The organism is Colwellia ponticola (assembly GCF_005885605.1).
GTDB lineage: Bacteria > Pseudomonadota > Gammaproteobacteria > Enterobacterales > Alteromonadaceae > Colwellia > Colwellia ponticola.
This window is the reverse complement of sequence record NZ_SZVP01000001.1, coordinates 169,976-191,845: the sequence shown is the minus strand read 5'-3', so window position 1 is coordinate 191,845 and position 21,870 is coordinate 169,976. Positions and strand designations below refer to the sequence as shown.

Annotated in this window: 17 protein-coding genes; 12 read left to right on the top strand and 5 right to left on the bottom strand. The window is 39.1% G+C overall.

Annotated elements, in window-relative coordinates:
* Positions 1–25: 25 nt before the first annotated feature.
* From bamB to FCS21_RS00795, 3 genes are all read left to right on the top strand, one after another.
* The gene (gene bamB / locus FCS21_RS00805; protein WP_138620091.1) at positions 26–1,270 is read left to right on the top strand and encodes an outer membrane protein assembly factor BamB; all 1,245 of its coding nucleotides are present in this window, start codon (positions 26–28) and stop codon (positions 1,268–1,270) included.
* Between the two features lie 220 nt (positions 1,271–1,490).
* Entirely contained in the window at positions 1,491–2,978 is a 1,488-nt protein-coding gene (gene der, locus FCS21_RS00800; protein ID WP_138620090.1) for a ribosome biogenesis GTPase Der, read from the top strand.
* Positions 2,979–3,121: 143 nt separating this feature from the next.
* Entirely contained in the window at positions 3,122–3,796 is a 675-nt protein-coding gene (locus tag FCS21_RS00795) for a PilZ domain-containing protein (RefSeq protein WP_138620089.1), read from the top strand.
* Here the strand turns inward: FCS21_RS00795 and FCS21_RS00790 are convergent.
* Both FCS21_RS00790 and xseA read right to left on the bottom strand, forming a co-directional pair.
* Positions 3,788–5,221, bottom strand: a complete 1,434-nt coding sequence (locus FCS21_RS00790; RefSeq protein WP_138620088.1) for a sensor domain-containing diguanylate cyclase — start codon at positions 5,219–5,221, stop codon at positions 3,788–3,790. The genes FCS21_RS00795 and FCS21_RS00790 overlap by 9 nt on opposite strands.
* A 31-nt stretch (positions 5,222–5,252) precedes the next feature.
* On the bottom strand, positions 5,253–6,593 hold the full coding sequence (gene xseA / locus FCS21_RS00785; RefSeq protein WP_138620087.1) for an exodeoxyribonuclease VII large subunit: 1,341 nt from the start codon (positions 6,591–6,593) through the stop codon (positions 5,253–5,255).
* Between the two features lie 247 nt (positions 6,594–6,840).
* On the opposite strand from xseA, the gene guaB reads away from it, so the two are divergent.
* The 6 genes from guaB to FCS21_RS00755 all read left to right on the top strand — a co-directional run bounded on the left by guaB (position 6,841) and on the right by FCS21_RS00755 (position 15,224).
* Complete coding sequence (gene guaB, locus FCS21_RS00780; protein ID WP_138620086.1) at positions 6,841–8,313, top strand: IMP dehydrogenase; 1,473 nt, start codon at positions 6,841–6,843, stop codon at positions 8,311–8,313.
* 266 nt (positions 8,314–8,579) lie between these two features.
* Positions 8,580–10,157: a glutamine-hydrolyzing GMP synthase gene (gene guaA, locus FCS21_RS00775; RefSeq protein WP_138620085.1), complete on the top strand. Its 1,578-nt coding sequence runs from the start codon at positions 8,580–8,582 to the stop codon at positions 10,155–10,157.
* 415 nt (positions 10,158–10,572) lie between these two features.
* Complete coding sequence (locus tag FCS21_RS00770; RefSeq protein ID WP_246046965.1) at positions 10,573–11,190, top strand: DUF2959 domain-containing protein; 618 nt, start codon at positions 10,573–10,575, stop codon at positions 11,188–11,190.
* Between the two features lie 3 nt (positions 11,191–11,193).
* Positions 11,194–11,544, top strand: a complete 351-nt coding sequence (locus tag FCS21_RS00765; RefSeq protein WP_138620083.1) for a RidA family protein — start codon at positions 11,194–11,196, stop codon at positions 11,542–11,544.
* A gap of 115 nt (positions 11,545–11,659) precedes the next feature.
* Entirely contained in the window at positions 11,660–13,153 is a 1,494-nt protein-coding gene (locus FCS21_RS00760; protein ID WP_138620082.1) for a protein adenylyltransferase SelO, read from the top strand.
* 43 nt (positions 13,154–13,196) lie between these two features.
* Complete coding sequence (locus tag FCS21_RS00755; protein ID WP_138620081.1) at positions 13,197–15,224, top strand: RecQ family ATP-dependent DNA helicase; 2,028 nt, start codon at positions 13,197–13,199, stop codon at positions 15,222–15,224.
* A 1,048-nt stretch (positions 15,225–16,272) separates the two neighbouring features.
* Here FCS21_RS00755 and FCS21_RS00750 read toward each other — a convergent pair.
* Positions 16,273–16,890, bottom strand: a complete 618-nt coding sequence (locus FCS21_RS00750) for a CCXG family PEP-CTERM protein (RefSeq protein ID WP_138620080.1) — start codon at positions 16,888–16,890, stop codon at positions 16,273–16,275.
* A 394-nt stretch (positions 16,891–17,284) separates the two neighbouring features.
* On the opposite strand from FCS21_RS00750, the gene FCS21_RS00745 reads away from it, so the two are divergent.
* Positions 17,285–18,160, top strand: a complete 876-nt coding sequence (locus FCS21_RS00745) for a DMT family transporter (RefSeq protein WP_138620079.1) — start codon at positions 17,285–17,287, stop codon at positions 18,158–18,160.
* 52 nt (positions 18,161–18,212) lie between these two features.
* Here the strand turns inward: FCS21_RS00745 and FCS21_RS00740 are convergent, their stop codons facing one another.
* A complete protein-coding gene (locus tag FCS21_RS00740) occupies positions 18,213–19,136 on the bottom strand; it encodes a prenyltransferase (protein WP_246046933.1) in 924 nt (307 codons plus the stop codon).
* A 371-nt stretch (positions 19,137–19,507) separates the two neighbouring features.
* Positions 19,508–20,359, bottom strand: coding sequence for an endonuclease/exonuclease/phosphatase family protein (locus FCS21_RS00735; RefSeq protein WP_138620078.1), 852 nt, complete (start codon positions 20,357–20,359; stop codon positions 19,508–19,510).
* Positions 20,360–20,770: 411 nt separating this feature from the next.
* On the opposite strand from FCS21_RS00735, the gene FCS21_RS00730 reads away from it, so the two are divergent.
* Positions 20,771–21,181: a VF530 family protein gene (locus tag FCS21_RS00730; RefSeq protein ID WP_138620077.1), complete on the top strand. Its 411-nt coding sequence runs from the start codon at positions 20,771–20,773 to the stop codon at positions 21,179–21,181.
* A 40-nt stretch (positions 21,182–21,221) separates the two neighbouring features.
* Positions 21,222–21,854, top strand: a complete 633-nt coding sequence (locus FCS21_RS00725) for an alpha-ketoglutarate-dependent dioxygenase AlkB family protein (RefSeq protein ID WP_138620076.1) — start codon at positions 21,222–21,224, stop codon at positions 21,852–21,854.
* The last annotated feature ends 16 nt before the right edge of the window (positions 21,855–21,870 follow it).

Genomic DNA, 21,870 nt, shown 5'->3' with positions numbered 1-21,870 from the left:
ATTACTTTTGTTAATAAGGCATACTATGCGTTGTTTTGATAAGAAAATTTTTAAAGGGCTTAATGCAACTAAAATACTCGCTATTATCGTGTTGTCTTCAGGTTTATTTGCGTGTTCATCAAAAGATGATGAAGACCCTAGTACCAAAATTGCAGAACTAACAGAATTAGATAATGCTTTTGAAGTAAAAGTGTTGTGGGATCGTAGTGTTGGTGACGGTGTTAGTGATTACTTTTCACGAATAAAACCCATTGTTGCTTATAACAAGGTTTACAGTGCCAGCCGTATGGGTGATGTTATTGCTTTTGATAAAGAAAGCGGTAAGAAAATTTGGCAAGCTGATCTAAGTGACATTCATAACAAGCGTAGTTTTTGGGATAGTCGCGTTTCAGCGTTAGTCGCTGGTGGTCCAACAGCAGGGCTTAATAAAGTTTTTATCGGCACAGAAAATGGCGACATCTTTGCACTTGACGCACAAACCGGCGAATTAGTTTGGCAAGGTAAAGTAAAAGGTGAAATTATTACACCACCAGCCATTGATTCTGGTATTTTAGTGGTTAATTCAGCCTCGGGTATTTTACAAGCTTTTGATGCCAGTAATGGCGAAGTGTTGTGGAAAGCAGAGCAGGATGTACCTGCGTTAACATTACGTGGTATTAGTACACCGGTGATTGCATCAGGCGGCGTATTAGTTGGCTCAGGTAAAGGCGAGTTAGGCGTATATATCCTTGAAAAAGGCCAAGCAGGCTGGCTTACTGAAGTAGGAGAAGCAACAGGCTCTACCGAATTACAACGTGTTATTGACCTTGACTCAGCGCCAGTGGTTTTCGGCGACAAAGTTTATGCTATTTCTGCGCGTGGAAACTTAGTGGCAATTGAATTACAGTCTGGGCGTATTTTATGGAAACGTCAGTACTCTTCATACCGCCAAATAGCCGTTTACCGTAATGATATTTTTATTACTACTACCCGTGGTCACATTTATGCGCTAAGCCGCCTTAATGGTATTGAACGTTGGAGTAATGTCGTGTTAACAAACCGTGAAGTAACTGGGCCAGCGGTTGTTGGCAAGTATATTGTCGTTGGTGACTTTGAAGGTTACTTACATTGGCTTGATCAAGAAACAGGCGAAATAGTTTCTCGCCATAAAGTTGATAGTAGCGGCATACATTCAACGCCAACCGTTGTTGATGATATAATGTATAGCCAATCACGAGATGGTGATTTACAAGTTATTGTTACACCGAAAATTGTTAGTACTGCACAATAAGCAGTACTATTTTTAGTTACTTCTTGTTAAGTAACTATAATTAACAACGGCTCATTTGTATAAATTACATATGAAGCCGTTGTTTGTTTTTAGTCATATTATTTAATAATCCCTTATGTAGTTAAATAACACTGTAGGCATTATTAACGATATTTAGTTTTTATTTATTTTTTGAATTACTATACTTACTCGCTTGTATAGTGATTTATTTGAGGTGCTCATGCTACCTGTAGTTGCTCTAGTTGGTCGTCCTAATGTAGGCAAGTCAACATTATTTAATCGTTTAACCCGTAGCCGTGATGCACTTGTTGCCGATTACCCTGGTTTAACGCGCGATCGTCAATATGGTCAAGCGGAAGTAGAAGAACATCCTTTTATTGTTATTGATACCGGTGGTATTAATGGTGATGAACAAGGGATTGATTTGTTAATGGCTGAACAGTCGTTAATGGCGATAGAAGAAGCCGATGCGGTATTATTTTTAGTTGATGCTCGTGACGGCTTAACCGCAGCAGATCACGGTATTGCCGATCATTTACGTAAACAAAATAAAAAAATATTTGTCGTTGCCAATAAAATTGATGGCATTGATGGCGACTCAGCTGTAGCAGAGTTTTACTCGCTAGGCTTAGGTGAACATGTCCATCAGATTGCTGCTGCCCATGGCCGCGGCGTTACCCAATTGTTAACGCTAGCATTAACACCTCATATTGAAGCCTTAGCCAATCCGGTTAAGCCTAGAGTTGAAGGTGAAGAACACGACGAGTTTGCTGATGAATTTGAAGTAGAGCTTAGTGAAGAAGAGCTCGCTAAAAAGCTTGCCGATGAGCCAAAAGAAAATGACAAAATAAAATTAGCTATTATTGGTCGCCCTAATGTGGGTAAATCAACCTTAACTAACCGTATTCTTGGTGAAGAACGTGTGGTTGTTTATGATATGCCAGGCACTACCCGTGATAGCGTTTATATTCCTATGGAACGTAATGGCCGCGAGTATACCTTAATTGATACTGCTGGTATTCGTCGTCGTAAAAATGTCACAGATGTTGTTGAAAAATATTCGGTAATTAAAACATTACGTGCTATTGAAGATGCTAATGTTTGTTTACTTATTATTGATGCGCAAGAGGGCATTAGTGATCAAGATTTAAGCTTGCTGGGCTTTATTCTTGAGTCAGGGCGCTCGTTAGTTGTTGCCGTTAATAAATGGGATGGTTTAGCGGATCATGAAAAAGATCGCATTAAAACTGAAATGGATAGACGCTTAGGCTTTATTGATTTTGCCCGTATTCATTTTATTTCTGCGCTGCATGGCACAGGTGTTGGTCATTTATATGAGTCAGTTGAAGAAGCGTTTGTTTCAGCAACTAAACGTATCTCTACCGCAATGGTAACTAAAATATTAGATATGGCCGTTTTTGATCATCAGCCGCCAATTTATCAAGGTCGACGCATTAAGCTAAAATATGCCCATGCTGGTGGTTATAACCCACCCATTATTATTATTCATGGTAACTTAGCGAAAAAACTACCTGTGTCTTATAAGCGTTACTTAATGAACTATTACCGTAAGTCATTAAAAATGATGGGTACACCTATTCGTGTGCAATTTAAAGATACTTTAAACCCATTTGCGGGCAAAAAGAAACTAAGCTTTACCGAGAAAAAGAAAATTGCTCGAGCAACAGAAGGTTATAAAAAAGACTAACCCTGAGCATGTTAAGGTAACTTGCCTGTAAAGTCTGTTAGTGCTGTAATCATTATACACAGCACAATAGAAGACAGGCTCGTTGCAATTTTTAACTTATTTAATTAAGGTGAGATACGCTTTACCTTGATGTTATTTAAAATATGATCGAAAAAGCCATTTTAACGGATCCTTCCAAGCCTTCTGCGCGTAATTTAGCTTACTTAAAAGCTGGCGCGCCTATCATCATAGATATTGCTACCCCGGCTGGACAAAAAAGAAAATTTAACACTTTCTATATCGGCTATTCACCTAAAAAGTATGTATTGGTTGAGTTTCCAGACAGCAGAAAGCTAGGCAGCTTTTCTAAATATATTATTGCAGGGACTGTGGTGACGGTAAGAGGGCTTATTGAAGGGCGTGAAGGCGCTGCTGTTGCTTTTATTAGTAGCATTAGACAAACCTTACAAATACCGTCACGTATTATGGTACTAGATATTCCTAACACGGTGACTTTGCAACAACTACGCGCCTCAGTGCGTATTGATACGCATATACCGGCTAAAGTAAAGATTGATGATTTATATTGGCAAACCACCATTACCAATTTATCCGTTTCAGGTGGTCAACTCGATATTCTTAATGGAGAAAAACTGGTACTGGCCGAAGATAAGATCATTGAGATTGTTGTTGAGGGCAACGAAGGTGAAAGTAATATTAAGTTGAGCGCGACAGTGTGCAATATTAAGCAACAAGTTGATGGCTTATCGTTTGGTGTGAAATTTAACCAAGTAAATAAGCAACAAGTTGTTGAATTACTCTATCTGGCATTAATATGAGATGATACGATTTTTACCTAGCGACTTAGCTTGGTATAAAGCATCATCAGCACGCTTTAAAATACTATCAATAGTATCGTCATGAGCGACCGATGTTAGCCCTAAACTAATGGTAATGTGCTGTTGGCTAATTTGCGCTAAATGGCTATTATTGGCAACGCTTGAACGTAGTTGCTCAGCAATCACTTGCGCTTGATTAATGTCCGAGTCGATAAGCACAATCACAAACTCTTCTCCGCCCCAGCGCGCAACAAAATCACTTTTTCTGACATGACTATTTAATACCTTTGCCAAGGCTTTTAGCACTTTATCACCGACATCATGACCTTTGGTGTCGTTAACGTGTTTAAAGTTATCAATATCAATAAATAAAACTGACAAATTCGAGTTATTACGCTCTTTAAGTAGTAGCAATTGCGCTAGGTGTTCATGAAAACTACGTCGGTTAGGTAAGCCAGTAAGTACATCATTACTCGCTAATTTATTGAGTTTTAGATGAATTTTTCTCACGTATAATACAATGACCAGGCTAATAAGTACTGTAGCAGCAGCGGATACCGCAATATTGAAATAAAGTGTTTCTTTCGCTTTTTTGGTAAAATTATTCACCTTAGCTTCTACAATAAGGTATAGGTCTAACTCATCTATATACTTTCTATTGAGCAAATACGCTTCACCAGCTTGTTGGTAAGAAAATACTTGACTGCCTTTACCAATAATATCGGGTAATTGAATCGCTAACTCAGGGACATCACTGAGATGTTGTAATACTTTTACATTTTCTTCAGCAATAACCACTTTGCCGGTATCATCGACAAAGAACACTGAAAACTGATAGCGTTGTCTAAATGCTTTAAGCATGTCATTGATATAGGAAGTTTTTAATCCAATACCTGTAGCCCCAATCATGTGGTAATCACTATCGAGTATTTTATGGTTAATAAACATGATCAGTTCATTACCCATATGGCTGTTATTATCTATATTGATTTCACTCACCTCAGCACGTTGTTGAAATTCAAAATACCATAGGCTGTTAGGTTTTTTGAGCTCGACTTTATTTAAAATACCGGCGGCAGAGTAATAGTTTTTGCTTTTGTCTGACACTAAAAATGCGGTGAACATTTGGTATTTATTTTGAATCGTTTCTAAGTAGCGAATAACTTTGTCTACTTCAGCCTCTTCATGTGAAAACCAATCAATTAAAAAAGTATCGTGCGCCATCATGGAAGCAATTAGATTAGGTTCAATAATATTTTTTTGAATTTCGGTATATATATTATCTATGGTGAGCGGTAGGGCACTATTTTTTAGTTGCTCGCGTGTAGCCTCCATCGAGGTTAAGTAGTTAATGAGTGTTAGCGTGGTAGACAAGATAAAAACTAAGGTAGTAATAATGAAAACTATTCGGTAATTAAAGCGCATGAAAAGTGCATTCCTGTCGTTATTATTGTTGTTATTCTTTTATTACCCTAGCAGTAATGCGCCCATCAGTTAACTGTACGCTGATTTGCTCGTCATTCGCTACTTGCCCGACTTTAGTGATCACGTTATTGTTGTTATTTCGCGTAACACTATAACCTCTTGCTATCGTGGCAAGCGGGCTAACAAGTTGTAACTGTTCAAGTAAATTAACAAACCTCTCACTTTTATGCTGCAACGTACTTTGCATAGCTTGCGTTATTCTCGCTGTGTTTTGCTTAAGCTGTGCTTGCTGTAATAGAATGTTTTTTTCAGGGGATTGCTGTAAAAGTCGTTGTTTAAGTTGCGCTGGTTTGCTTTGAATTTGTACTATATTACGCTTCATCGCTTGTTTCAAACGTAAATGTAATTCATCAGCTCTTTGTTGTTGTAGCTGTAATTGCTGCTGTGGGTGAACTTGTAATAAACGGTGTTGAAAATACTTACTTTCGTTGGTTAAAAGCGTTAACTTCGCTTGTTGCGCTTTAATTAAACGTTGTTTAAGCATGGTTACGTGGTGCAGTAATTCACTGCGGTCACTTGATACTAACTCGGCAGCAGCTGAAGGCGTTGGCGCGCGTAAATCGGCAACATAATCACTAAGCGTGGTATCAATCTCATGACCGACAGCACTAATGATTGGTAAAACACTGTGATAAATAGCGTTGACGACGCTTTCTTCATTAAAAGGCCATAAATCTTCTAACGAACCACCGCCTCGGCCAACAATAAGCACATCGCATTCGTTACGACGGTTAGCGGTTGCAATGGCATGACAAATATCGCCTTGGGCATATTCACCCTGAACTAGCGCGGGATAAACTATTGCTTTTATATGTGGATTACGTCGTTTAAGTACCGTTAAAATATCTTTAACGGCAGCGCCGGTAGGTGAGGTAACAATACCGACACAGTTAATATGTTTGGGTAATGTTTTTTTATGGGCTAAATCAAAAAAGCCTTGGCCGTTAAGTTTATTTTTTAATTGTTCATATTGTTGTCGTAATAGTCCCGTGCCTGCATCTTCCATATGCTCAATAATTAATTGAAAATCGCCGCGGGGTTCATATAAAGAGACCTTTGCCCGCACTAATACTTGTTGACCATTACTTGGCGTAGCGCCGTTACTTAAACGCACCCGCCTATTACTGCCTTTAAACATGGCGCATTTGACTTGTGACTTGGCATCTTTTAATGATAAATACCAGTGACCAGAGCTCGCGGCAATAAAATTAGATATTTCGCCGGTTAACCACACCGTATTAAGTTCACTTTCTAAAATAAAGCGTACTTTTTTAGTTAATTCGCTGATTTGTAAAATAGGCTGTTGGCTCATAAAGGTTGGTTCATAGCAGTTTGATTGATGTTAAGATACATAAGGTAGCTGACGGATAACCATAACAGACCATTATTTAATGAATAAGCTTATCTTTCAATTTATTTTCCCAGTAAAATTTATTTCTTTGCTATTTTGGTCACTTTAACAAAAACTTCATAAAAATAGGTTTACCTAAAACAATAAAGGGGTTAAAATTCTGCCGCAATATTCACTCCCTAACCAACCTTTTTAGAGAGATGTTGCGATGCTCAGAATTGCCCAAGAAGCTTTAACTTTTGACGATGTGTTACTTGTACCTGCACATTCTACAGTACTTCCACATACGGCTGATTTAAAAACTAAATTAACCCGTAAAATTAATTTAAACGTACCTATGGTTTCTGCGTCTATGGACACAGTCACTGAATCACGCCTAGCGATTACGTTAGCGCAAGAAGGCGGTTTAGGCTTTATTCATAAAAATATGACGATTGCTGAACAAGCGAAACATGTTTCTAAAGTAAAGAAATATGAAAGCGGTATTGTTTCAGACCCAGTAACTGTCAATGCCGGTTTTACTATTGAAGAGGTTATGCAAAAAGCCGATGATCTAGGATTTTCAGGCTTCCCTGTTGTTGATGATAAAAATAATTTAGTGGGTATTATTACCAGCCGTGATTTACGTTTTGAAACGGATTTAACTAAGTTAGTCTCTTCATTAATGACCGTTAAAGAAGAATTAATTACCGTTAAAGAAGGTGCTGATCGCGAAGAGATTTTAGGGTTGATGCATGTTAACCGTATTGAAAAAATCTTAGTGGTTGACGATGCTTTCAAATTAGTCGGCCTTATTACCGCTAAAGATTATCAAAAAGCAGAAGACAAACCTAACGCTTGTAAAGATGAACTAGGTCGTTTACGTGTTGGCGCTGCTGTTGGTGTTGGTGCAGGAACTGATGAACGCATCGATGCGTTAGTGGCTGCTGGTGTTGATGTATTACTAATTGATACCTCACACGGTCACTCTCAAGGCGTATTAAATCGTGTTAAAGAAACACGTGACAAATACCCAGAGTTACAAATAATTGCTGGTAACGTAGCCACTGCAAGCGGTGCTAGAGCAATGGCTGATGCTGGCGTTGACGCCGTTAAAGTGGGTATTGGCCCAGGTTCAATTTGTACTACCCGTATTGTAACCGGTGTTGGTGTACCGCAGTTAACTGCCATTTCAAATGCTGTTGAAGGCTTAAAAGGTACTGGTATTCCAGTTATCGCTGATGGCGGTATTCGCTTTTCAGGCGACATAGCAAAAGCACTGGTTGCTGGCGCACACTGTGTCATGGTCGGCAGTATGCTTGCCGGTACAGAAGAGTCACCAGGTGAAGTTGAGCTTTATCAAGGTCGTTATTATAAATCTTACCGTGGCATGGGATCGTTAGGTGCTATGGCGCAAAAAGATGGTTCAAGTGATCGTTACTTCCAAAAAACTGATGGAGAAGCAGACAAGCTAGTACCAGAAGGCATTGAAGGTCGTGTTGCTTATAAAGGCCCTGTTGCTGCAATTATTCATCAACAAATGGGTGGCATACGTTCATCAATGGGCCTAACAGGTTGTGCAACGATTGAAGAAATGCGTACCAAGCCTGAGTTTATGACTATTACCTCGGCAGGTATGGGTGAGTCGCATGTACACGACGTCACCATCACCAAAGAAGCCCCAAATTATAGAATGGGTTAGACGAACAGCTGATTTTTTTGCTAGTTACTATTTTTTCGGCATCAGTAGTACTCATTGACTAACGTCAACTCCGTGCTTCTTCTTTGTTAAAATGTTAACTAGCTTCAAACTCAACTATTCTTAATTGTTGTTTGTTATAAAATTGTTGTAAAAAACAACAAAAAAATTCAAATAGGCTGAGTAATACCTCTAGTATTACTCAGCCTAATTCATTTATTAATGGTGCTAAACAGCATTTTTAGCACGCTAAAGTAGGAACAATAAGCATGAGTAAAGACATTCATGATCACCGCATACTGATTTTAGATTTCGGTTCTCAATATACGCAACTTATCGCACGACGTGTTCGTGAAATAGGTGTTTACTGTGAGCTTTGGTCTTGGGATGTAACCGAGGAACAAATTAAAGACTTTAACCCAACAGGTATTATTCTTGCTGGCGGCCCAGAGTCAGTGACTGAAGCTAATTCACCACGCGCACCTGAATATGTCTATAACGCTGGCGTACCAGTATTAGGTATTTGTTACGGCATGCAAACCATGGCTGAGCAACTTGGCGGTGGCGTGCAAAGTTCAGAACATAAAGAGTTTGGCTATGCATCGGTTGAGTTAATTGCTAAATCAGCGTTATTTAATAATGTTGAAGATAGCATTGCTGATAATGGCAATGGCTTACTTGACGTTTGGATGAGTCACGGCGATAAAGTATCGGCTATTCCAGACGATTTTTTTGCGGTTGCGCAAACACCTAGCTGTGCTTTTGCCGCCATGGCTAACGAAGAGAAGAAATTCTACGGCGTACAATTTCACCCAGAAGTGACGCATACTAAACAAGGTTTACGTATTTTAGAAAACTTTGTTGTTGAAATTTGTCAATGTGAAAAATTATGGACGGCTTCGTCAATTATTGATGATGCTATCGAAAAGATGAAAGCACAAATCGGTGACGACGAAGTTATTTTAGGTTTGTCAGGCGGTGTCGATTCATCGGTTGTTGCTATGTTATTACACCGCGCCATTGGTGATAAATTAACGTGTGTTTTTGTTGATAACGGCTTATTGCGTTTGAACGAAGGCCAACAAGTGATGGATATGTTTGGTGATCACTTTGGTTTAAACATTATTAAAATTGACGCGGAAGAACGATTTTTAAATCGTTTAGCCGGTGAAAATGAACCAGAAGCAAAACGTAAAATTATTGGTAATGTCTTTATTGACGTATTCGAAGAAGAGTCAAATAAGCTTGAAAATGCAAAATGGTTAGCCCAAGGCACTATTTACCCTGACGTTATTGAGTCGGCAGCGTCTGCTACCGGTAAAGCGCACGTTATTAAATCGCATCACAACGTTGGCGGCTTACCAGACTACATGAAGCTTGGTTTAGTTGAGCCATTACGTGAATTGTTTAAAGATGAAGTACGTAAAATTGGCTTAGAGCTTGGGCTACCGTACGATATGCTTTATCGTCACCCATTCCCTGGTCCAGGGTTAGGTGTACGTATTTTAGGGGAAGTGAAAAAGGAATATGCTGACTTATTACGTCGCGCCGATGCTATTTTCATTGAAGAATTACACAAGCATGACTTATACACCAAAGTAAGCCAAGCGTTTACCGTGTTCTTACCGGTTAAATCGGTAGGTGTTATGGGCGATGCCCGTAAATATGATTGGGTGGTAAGCTTACGTTGTGTTGAAACTATTGACTTTATGACCGCCCGTTGGTCGCACTTACCGTATGATTTCTTAGGTTTAGTGTCTAACCGAATCATTAACGAAATTGATGGTATTTCTCGCGTTGTTTACGATATTTCAGGTAAGCCACCAGCGACTATCGAATGGGAATAACTTTATTGTAAACGTGTTATAACCTCTAAATTCTGCGTTGGAAATACTCACCTATAGTCATAGGCTCCGTGTTTCCGCCTTGAATTTGAATGTTCTACCTTCGCTTTCATTTAAAGTTAATAGCATTGCTATAAGTTGATTTTACGTCCAAAAATACGAAAACCCCATTGTTGAAAAACACTGGGGTTTTTTGCTATTAGCTATTCATGACAGGATACAAAATACAGAATAATTTTGCTCCACGGGTTTAATCCATATACCATAAACAAAAGGGGTAGTATTAGACACTAAAGTATATTGCGTTTATAACCGATTGAAAATAATAGAAGGAATCTTTATGTTTATCTTTAAGTTACCCAATCAACTCAGTACTTACAGCCACTTTAACCCAAAGTTATGGGCTAAATTCGCCGTTATGATGAGTTTGCTCGTGTTAACGTCGTGCTCAAGTGCTTATTATTCGGCGATGGAGCAAGTCGGTATTCACAAACGTGATATTATGGTTGACCGTGTTGAGGAAGCTAAAGAGTCACAACAAGAAGCACAGGAAAAATTTGCTTCAGCACTTGCAGAAATGACAGCGTTAATACGTTTTGACGGTGGTGAGCTTAAAGCACAATATCAAGTGATTAAAGCACAATATGAACAATCACAAGAAGCGGCAGACTTAGTTACTTTGCGTATTGAAAAAATTGAGGATGTTTCTGATGCGCTATTTACTGAATGGCAAGAGGAGATAGGGCAGATTTCTAACGCTAACCTCAAACGTCAAAGCTTAACTAAATTTAAAGCAACACAGCGTCGTTATAAAACCTTGATTGACTCTATGTATAAAGCGGAAAGTAAAATGGCGCCAGTGTTAACGGCGTTAAAAGATAACACGCTATTTTTAAAGCACAACCTTAATGCACAAGCTGTTGGCGCGCTACAAGGTGAGATGCTGTCAATTAAAAAAGATGTCAGTATTTTACTTAAAGAGATGAGTGCTGCCATTGAACAATCACAAAAATTTATTGATATGTTGGAGAAATAAGTCATGTCTATTGAAAGATTAGAAACAAAGCAACGCATGAGCCGAATTGTTAAGCACAACGGCACTATTTACTTATGTGGCCAAGTTGCCGCAGATGCCACTAAAGGTATTACCGAACAAACACAAACCATGCTTGATAAAGTAGATGCACTGTTAACGCAGGCGGGTAGTAATAGAGAACATATTTTATCAGCGACTATTTATGTTAAAGACATGAGCTACTTTGCTGATATGAATGCTGTTTGGGATGCTTGGTTGCCAGAGGGGCATGCACCCGCTCGTGCTTGTGTTGCCGCTAAAATGGCCAGAGAAGCTTTGCTTGTTGAAATTTCAGTAGTGGCTGCAGAAATATAACGTAGCGTCTTGCTATAGCTTTTAGTAATCATGACAACCTATGACAAGTCATGAATTATCAATACCTAGTACACTGTGGTTAACGTGTCGATTATCAACTTACCAAGAGAAAATCATGTCTATAAACTTTTCTAATAGCTACCGTGATCTTGGCGAAGCCTTTTCACAAAATATTTTACCTGACCCCGTGGCACAACCTGAATTATTATTGTGGAATGAGTCGTTAGCGAAAGCGTTAAATATTAGCTTTACTAACACCTTCAACGCTACTACTAATAAAGAACAGGAGAATGATTTATTAGCGCAGTATTTCTCGGGGAATCGTTTACTTGAAGGCAGCAAGCCTATTGCGCAAGCGTATTCAGGTCATCAGTTTGGTCAGTTTAATCCACAGCTTGGCGATGGTCGTGCTCATTTGTTAGGTGATATTGCTGATGCACAAGGGCAGCGTTGGGACATACAGTTAAAAGGCTCAGGTGTTAGTCACTTTTCACGTCAAGGTGATGGTCGCTGTGCGCTTGGTCCTGCATTGCGTGAATATATAATGAGTGAAGCTATGTTCGCACTGGGGGTACCAACTACACGATGTTTAGCGGTAGTGATGACTGGACAGAGTGTTTATCGCGAGCGACCTTACGCAGGTGCCATTGTTACACGGGTAGCGACTAGCCATATTAGAGTAGGTACCTTTCAATACTTTGCGGCACGTGATGATGTTGAATCACTTAAAAAATTAACGCTGTATTCAATCAAACGTCACTTTCCAGCATTAATTTCTGCCAGTGATGATAAGGCGATTAATCCTGAACAGGTATTAGCATTTTTCTCTGCTGTGTTAGCCAAGCAAATACCGTTAGTACTGTCATGGCTTAGGGTTGGTTTTATTCATGGTGTGATGAACACAGATAACACCACTATTTCAGGGGAAACCATCGATTATGGTCCTTGTGCCATGATGAATGATTATAATGCGGATACTGTTTTTAGCTCAATTGATCGTAATGGTCGTTATGCTTTTGGTAAACAAGTTAACATGATGCAGTGGAATATGACGCGCTTAGCTGAAACCTTACTGCCGTTACTTAGCGGTGACGAAGATGAACGAGTAGCTCAATTACAGCCTCTACTCACTCAGTTTCATCAAGATTTTGAGCAAGGTTATTTAGTCATGATGGCCGCAAAAATAGGTATTGATGAACCAATAGAGGGGGATGCTAGCATGCTTAATGAGCTCATTGCTCTACTGAAAAAATACCGGTTAGATTACACGAAAACCTTTACGGCACTCACTGCTTCGCTTAGCGGTAGCGCTATTGAAGCGCCGTTAGTCGATGCTCTTAATGAATGGTTACCTCGTTGGCACGCTCGTATTGACGATTTTAAAGTAGCGGCACAACAGCTGATGAGAAAAAATAATCCAGTTGTTATTCCACGAAACCATCATGTTGAAGCTTTATTAGAACGCTGCCAAGAATCTGATGATTTAACAGAATTACATCAGTTTTTAGCGGTATTACGACAACCTTATACGCTACTTGATGACACAACAAAGTATCAAGACGCGCCGATTGATGGCGATAAAGGTTATCATACTTTTTGCGGTACTTAAGCAACACTTTAATAGCACTTAAGTAATAATCAAGGCGTAAACTATGACGCAGCAACAGAGTGATTTTCTTAAAAATTCACTGTTAAACACTTTTGATTTTGATGGCTTTCGTCCTGGGCAAGAGCAAACCATAACGCAATTATTGAAAGGACAATCAAGTTTGTCTATCTTCCCGACAGGCTCGGGTAAATCGTTATGCTATCAGTTAACAGCACTGCATTTACCGCATGTAACCTTAGTGGTATCGCCTTTACTAGCATTGATAAAAGATCAGTTAACCTTCCTTGCTAGCAAGGGCATTCAAGCCGCCAGTATAGATTCAACCTTAAAAGGTAATGAAGCACAAAGTGTAATGACAGGCGTGCGTGACGGCGACATTAAAATTTTAATGGTCTCTGTTGAGCGTTTTAAAAATGAACGTTTTAGACAGTTCATTGAATCAGTCCCCGTGTCTATGTTGGTGGTTGATGAGGCACATTGTATTTCTGAGTGGGGTCATAACTTTAGGCCTGATTATTTAAAGCTGCCTAGTTATTGCCAAGCGTTAAATATTCCGCTGGTGTTATTACTTACGGCTACGGCTACGCGTAAAGTAAAGCAAGATATGGCGGCTAAGTTTGCTATTAGTAACGAGCATATTGTGCAAACCGGTTTTTATCGCGCCAACTTGGATTTAAGCGTATTACCTGTTGTTGAATCTGATAAGAATAAGCAGCTTGCGCAAATAATTATCACACAACAAGGTGCAGGTATTGTCTATGTGACCTTACAGCAGACTGCAGAAAAAGTGGCGCAGTATTTAACGCAACAAGGCATTAATGCTTGTGCTTATCATGCTGGCTTTGATAGTGATAATCGTAGTCAAATTCAGCAAGATTTTATGAGTGGCAACACTCAAGTTATTGTTGCCACTATTGCCTTTGGTATGGGTATAGATAAAAGCGACATACGTTTTGTTATTCATTATGATTTACCCAAATCCATTGAAAATTACAGTCAAGAAATAGGTCGAGCAGGGCGAGATGGGCTAGCGTCTCAGTGTATTACTTTAGCAAATCTTGATGGCATAAACACAGTAGAGAATTTTGTTTATGGCGATACTCCTGAGTTTACTGGCATTGAAATGCTATTAGATACAATAAAGGCTGAGGCAGTAACGACTAATTATACTGGCAGTAATAACTATCGAGCTGAAGGAAAGTGGGAATTACAAATCCTAGCGCTGTCTAATGCCGTTAATATTAAACAATTACCGCTAAAAACCTTGTTAGTGCAACTAGAGCTAGCCGGCGTTATTGAGCCGCTCTATGCTTATTTTGCTGATTTTAAAATTAAACTGTTACAACCTAAGGCTGATATTCTTAATCGTTTTAATGAACAACGCCAAGACTTTTTACAGCGTGTTTTTAATGCCACCGACTTTAAAAAAGTGTGGGGTAGCTTAAACTTTGAGACTTTATTACAAGATAAAAGTATTGAACGTAATCGCGTTGTTACTGCGCTTGAATATTTGCAAGAGCAGCAGTTAATTGTCCTTGAAACTAAAGGTATGACCGAAGTGTTTAACGTAAACACAGATGCGTTAGCAGATGCTAATTTATGCGCAGATCTGAGTAAGTATTTTAAAGACAATGAAGAAAAAGAGATTAGACGCATTGCTAACTTAGTACGCTTCTTTCAACTTGATAGCTGTTTAACGGTAAGTTTAGCGCGTTATTTCGATGACCCTTACTTTGAGTATACTACTACGGGTGGCAGTATTGATTTAACGACCAAGCCCCAATGTGGACACTGTAGTGTCTGTCGCGGTCAAATTGCAGTACTTGAACACTCACAAGCACAAATTCCATGGCCAAGTGATGAAGTTTTAAAGCAGGGGATGGAAGAGTTAACTCAACGACTTGCCGGTAAAATAAACCAACCGCTGTCTATTGAAAGTTATTGCCGATTTTTTTCCGGTATGACAGTACCGTTATTTGGTCGTCATAAAGTCAGGCAATTATCGGGGTTTGGCTTATGCGAACAACAACGTTATCAAGCTATTCGTGATAAATTAACGAATTTAAGCTAACGAATTTAGCTTATACCAATATCTGATTAATTGGCTTTCCATATTGTAGGTTGATGCCTACCTCGACAAACTCCTTGTCTTCTCGGTGTGCGTAGTATCTGTGTCTCCATGGTTCAAATTTTATTGTTTTTAAAGGGCGAACGGATAGTTCACTCTTCGTCATGCTGACCCTGAAATAAATTCTGTCTCTTATACACAAGTGTACTCGTATATAAGAGACAGCGCAGAGCGTGGCAACGAGATACAATTTTTGCACATTAGGTGGTAACAATTACTGTTTGTGCACTTTATTTCTTCCGCGTCGCGGTGGCGACAACACCCAAAGGGGGCTAAACGCCCAGTCCCCTTTGGAATCCCCAGGCGCTGCGACCCAAACGTAATCTTACATTCCCTCAAGTGTTATCGACGTAACAGCGCTGAATGGGCATCCATGCCCTACATCGCTTTGTTCATCATCCATGATGAACATACGTGAACACTTTCCTTCATTCCAGCGTTTGTTTACGCAGATTTTATGCTTGTGGATATCGTTTAGAGTTTAATTATTTATTGTGTTTTTGGGAACAAAAAATTTTGAAAAGAGTTATGTACTCAAATACTGCCAAAAGCCTTATTCCCATCTCAGCAATGAAATGACAAAGGTGTAAAGGTAATACTCGACCCGAGACAGGACGTCGAGGGCTGCCGCTGTTCATGGACGATAAATCGGCAGGTATCGAGCATTACGCACGTTTGTTATGGAGTGGTTTGCTGAGTTGGGCGTCGCAGGGGTTCCAAGGGGAGGCGCGGCGGTACGTCGCCCCTTGGGTGTCGTCGCCACCGCGACAATATCTGTTAATGATTATACGGTATGCGTTACCACGCAAAACGTGCCAGTGAGGTATAACTTGTGATCAAGAGACAGAAATAAATTCAGGATGACGTGCCTGGGTTATGTGCATCAGCACGTTAAATTTTATTCCTTCCATAAAAAAGCCCCGCTGAGGCGAGGCTTTCATTATGGTTAGTTAAATTAGTAACTTAACTCATATTAATATTCTAATATAAACTACTTTTGAAGTTTACGACGGGTAACTAAACCAACAATCGCTAAACCAAAAAGAGCGATAGTGGCAGGCTCTGGAATATCAGTAGGACTCACATTACTAAGGCCGTTTATATTATCCACACTTAATATTTTTTCTTGGCCAGAAGCTTCGCTAAAACGAACGCTATTAGCACCATTACAACAATCTTCTGCCCATAATAATTGGATAATATTTTTACCGGTAGTTAATGCAATATTATCTACTTTAAAAACACCATTGCTACCCCATGTTTTGTTCCACCATAAATCACCATCACGACTATCAACTAAACTACCGTTAACAAATAAAGCAGCGCCGTAACCGGCATCTAAACCATTTTCAAAAGTCCAAGTGCTATTTGATTTAAGGTTAAAATCAAGAGTTAGCATATTGATTTTATTTTCACCGGTATTAAACATGTTGAATGTATTAATGTTTTTTATAGTACCCGCGGTGCTTTGGTTCCAAGAACTCAATAAATTACTTTGATCGAAACTTTGATTGATATTACGTGTTTCTAAGGTGATTAAGGTTGCGCTTGCGTTAGTGGCACAAAAAACAAGACCTAATAAAACTGCTTTTATTTGTTTAAATTTCATAAATACTACTTTTAGTTGTAAAAAATAAATTGCTCACACACGCAAAGCACTAACCATGCCAAATATTTAAGTTACTGTTTTGTAATAAGTTATGTTTTTTCAGCGTAGAGCGGAATAGCGCTAACTATTAGCGTGTAAAAAAGCCGGACACTGGTTAACCTGCTAGCTGTTTTATCCGCTACTATTATCTAAAAAAGCCATTACAATTAATAGCTTAAAAAATAGACATTAACTTGGTGGGTTTGATTATTTATCAGGTATAGTCGCTTATTGACGGATTAATAGCCGTTAAGGGTAACGTTAACTGTTATTCACTAAAGCCAGTAATAATCAGGTAGAATAATGCTGCTATACGTCATTACTTCTCCCCTTTATCATTTGAGTATCCTAGACAATGTTTATCACCTTAAAAAATGCTATCCCGATGAGCGTTTGGTATATGCTGCTTTCCGCGTTAGGCTTTGCCTTGATGGCTGCCTGTGTCAAAGAAGTCAGTGGCTTGGGTATTCCTGTGATGGAAATTGTTGCTGCAAGAGCTGTCGTGTCAGCTATTATCAGTTACGCTGACATTAAACGTAAACGCATTCCGGTGTGGGGACATAATAAAAAATTACTGATTGCCCGTGGCGTTGTTGGCTCGTTTGCTTTGATGTTTGTTTATTACGCGGTAACCACCTTACCTTTAGCTGAAGCCACAGTATTACAATATTTGCATCCGGTGTTTACTGCTGTTTTAGCATTTTTTTTTCTCAAAGAAGCCATTCAGCGCTCTACCGTTGCCTGTATTGTTATTAGCTTATGTGGTTTATTTATCATGATTCAGCCGAATCTATATGTAGAGAGCGCTATCCAGTATTCATGGTTTAGTATTGGCGCTGCTGTATTAGGGGCATTTGGCAGTGCAGTTGCTTATATTATTGTTAAAAAACTCACTAAAACTGATGATAGCTCGGTTATTATCTTTTACTTTCCCGTCGTTGCCTTTCCTATTGCTATGATCATGCTTGGCAGTGATTTTGTTGTACCTAGTTTAGCGGCAACCGCTTTAATGATTTTAGTGGGCGTATTTACTCAGGTAGGGCAAGTAGGGCTAACGAAAGCACTCCACTGCGCCGATGCGAATAAAGCAACGGCTTACTCTTATGTGCAAGTGCTTTTTGCTGTCTTTATTGGTTGGGCGTATTTTAGCGAAGTATCCGTAGCCACTACTGTTATAGGTGGTGGTTTTATCTTGGTGGGTGCTTTAATTAATGTATTATGGAAGCGCTAGTTGCCTAGCCATTTATCTATAACTTAGAATTCATGTTATTGAGTTATTTACATTAGCTTATAAGTATTGATAAGCCCAATAAAAATGGCGTTATTATAGTTGCTGCTACATTTGCTGCTAAGTGTTGGGGGAAGTTGCCAATATTGGCTTGATGTTTAATGACCCCAGTTAAAGCAAAAATTGATAAAGGTAGCGGTACTAATGCAATAAGACTTATTACTGGCAATACCGCTACTAAAACATACAGTCCTATTAATGCGTAAGCGGCAATCATAAAGATTGCGTAAACGATATTACTGCGCTTTACGCCAAAAACTAGCGGGAAGGTTTTACGACCGACACTCGCATCGGCTTGCATATCCGGATATTGATTTAATAGCAGTAGGTTATTGATCAACAAAAACGGAATAAGTGACACTAACCAAACAAGCGATGAGTAGGCTGAGGTCAGTACAATATGTGTGCCTACTACCATCAGTAGACCAAAGCCTACTCCAGGGGCAAATAAGCAGAGCAATGGCATACGATTTAGCCATTTTGTATAAGTGATAATAATGATTAAGCCGACCATGCCAATAGGCAGTATTGTTGTGCCAATAACACTACCCATATTGATGATAAAATATATACCAATAGCGGTAGTCATCAACAATGTTAGTAAGCCAAACCACAACACAATAGTCGCTATTCTAGGGTGACTAGGTAAGGCACCACTACCACCACTAAAAGGTGTTCTTTGGGTTTTAAAATCTAAACCACTATGAAAATCATGATATTCATTGAGCATATTAACGCTAATGTGAGCACATAGCGCGCCGACCAAAACAAGTATAAATAATAGGCTGTCTATCGATACGCCAGTAGCAAATGCGGTGCAAAACCCTAAAAAAACACACGCTAGGGTTAAAACAAGAAAAGCAGGGCGCATTGTTTTTAATAGCGTTTTCAATACAGTATTGATTGTTAACCTTGTCATTGTATTTTTACCAATAGCGGATTATTACCGAGGAAATTGCGTAATTAAGTCGCCTATATCTAGCGAGGTTAGCTCACTTTACTAGGGGCGAGGTTGTTGATCTTTCTAGCTACATGTTTAGATGATATATTTTTTGATGCAGCACATCTTGCCACTAGCGCGGCAATAAATACAGCGTAAATTTATTTGTATTTGATGTAGGATAATAGAGGGTTGTTGTCAATCATAAAACAGGGCGTTAGAAAGTATTGCGCCAGTGCTATGAACAATAGGGCTGGCGCAAGAGTATTTGTAGTATTGAAAAACGAGATTATGTTTAATCTCGTTTAGTTTAAGCTAAGAGTTAAGCGCCTAGCTCGATGAACAACCGATTAGTCATCTAGCTCTGCGATAACGGCTCTGTGCTCACTAATTGCACCTAAACCAAACGATTTAAAAGTAGCATCTTCTTTTAATGAATCAGATACTAATATGTGATCAAGTAATTGTTTGCTGCCATCATTAGTGAAGCTGTATTCATTGGCATCAATAATATTTAGTCCAGAGTCAACTAAGGTGTTTAATGTAGTTGAGCCTGGGGCATCATTAAGGTAGCCCATCACAATATTGTGACCTTGTTTATCACTCATAAACTTAACAATGGCATCGGCTTGAGCAGCACGTTTGTCATGGTTATCATTATTGCTTCGTTTGGTAATTAAGTGAGCAACCACCACGTTGTATGTGTCAGACCCGTTGTTTAATGTTATCGCTAATGCTTTAGACGGTACACTTTTAGTGTTTTTGTAATAACCTTCTATACCGGTAAAGTCGTTAGCTTCGCCAATAATCTGATATCGAGTGATGAGAGCGACGTCTTGGGCGGTAAAGTTATCTCGCCCTTTTTTAAATATTAATTGGTACTCTTTGGGAAGGTAGTTAAGAATTTTTTTAGCAGCATTCTCACCTTCAACGCCTATTAAGCCAACAATGTCGGCATCGTTATAGGTAATATGAAGCGCTATAGCATTGGCTTCTAATTGAATATATTTTTCTGAAGGTGCTTTACCAACAGCACCAAGTGCTACTTGGCCGCTGTGTGGTGTTTTGGGGTTTAAAATAGGTTGAGTGTTAATTGACAACACTGTGGTGGCCAATGATGGTGCAGCAATAACTAAAGTAAATAAAGCGGTTATTGCAGTTGAATACACTTTTTTTGAGATTTTTTTTGATGTTAAGAGCATGATTTTTTAACTATGACAGAGAATATTATATAGCCAATATCCTATGGGAGTTATAAAGTTAAGTCAATGATAATGCTTATAATTACTTGTTAAATCAATAGGTAATAAGTAATAAGTGAACATTTTCCATAGCGACTTAAATCAGTAGTTTATTAATGACTTTTACCTGGCTCATCACTCATTGTTTGCGCGTGGTAAACAATTAATTCTCTAGTCATCCGCTATTGTTATTACTAGTGATAACAATAGCTCAGGTCAAGCATAAGATGACTTATTAGTGCTACGGCAGAAAAAGTTCAAAATTTCAGTATAAAAATGATTAATCATGACATCACGCAGGCAAGTGGTATAATTAGTTATTGCAGCTGCTAATCCATAAGCAGTCACCACGTTAGGTATTTAGGAACAATCATGAGTAACAAAGATATTTACAAAAATAACCCTTTACACGGGACTAGCCTTGAAACGGTATTAACCACGTTAGTTGATCATTACGGTTTTGAAATATTAGCCGCGTACATGAACCTAAATTGCTTTAAGCAAAATCCTAGTATTGAGTCGAGCCTAAAATTTTTAAAGAAAACGCCATGGGCGCAAGAGAAAGTAGAAGCTTTTTATATGTATCAATATAACAGCTTGCCTAAAGCAGATGATGCTAATTTTGAATTACCACCGCGTGATCGTATTGTGCCTTCAGGATTAGAGCAAAGACCTCCTAAAGAACTTAGCCTTGAAGATGCAGAAGAACTGCGCGTTAAACAGGCTAAAAAAACGCGTGAGCGCTCAGCCAATTCGAGTCCTGCTAATCCTTGGGGCCGATAATTACGGGTAACTAGTAATACCTAGCTAAAGCGAGGGAAACATGGATTTATTTTCAGCATTACTTGATGAACCTATTAATATTTTACCTCATGATGGCGTGGTTCATTATTATGGTGAAATTATGCCGCTTAGCGATAGCGAACATTATTTTCAGCGCTTACTCAGCACCATTGACTGGCGCTGTGATCAAGCTTTGGTGCTAGGGAAAATAATTGCTACGAAAAGAAAAGTGGCTTGGTGCGCTGATACGCTTAATGGCAAGCCTTTTTCCTATAGTTACTCAGGCGTTACTAAGCAGTCTTTACCCTTTACTGACGAGCTAAGAGCGTTAAAGAAATTGGTAGAGCACCATAGTAATGCGAGCTATAACTCATGCTTATTAAATCTTTATCATAGTGGTGAAGAGGGCATGGCTTGGCACAGTGATGGTGAAACCGAATTAGCAAAGCAGGGAGCTATTGCCTCATTAAGTTTTGGCGTAGAACGTAAGTTTGCCTTTAAACATAAAGAGTCAAAGCAAGTGGTTGCGCTATCGCTTAAACCGGGCAGCTTGTTAGTGATGAAAGGGGCAACACAACAACATTGGCTACACCGTTTACCACCCACGAAAAAAGTATCTGAGCCACGAATAAACCTAACCTTTAGAACTATTGATAAACCTGAAGTCAGTTAGAAATAAGTCAGCGTTA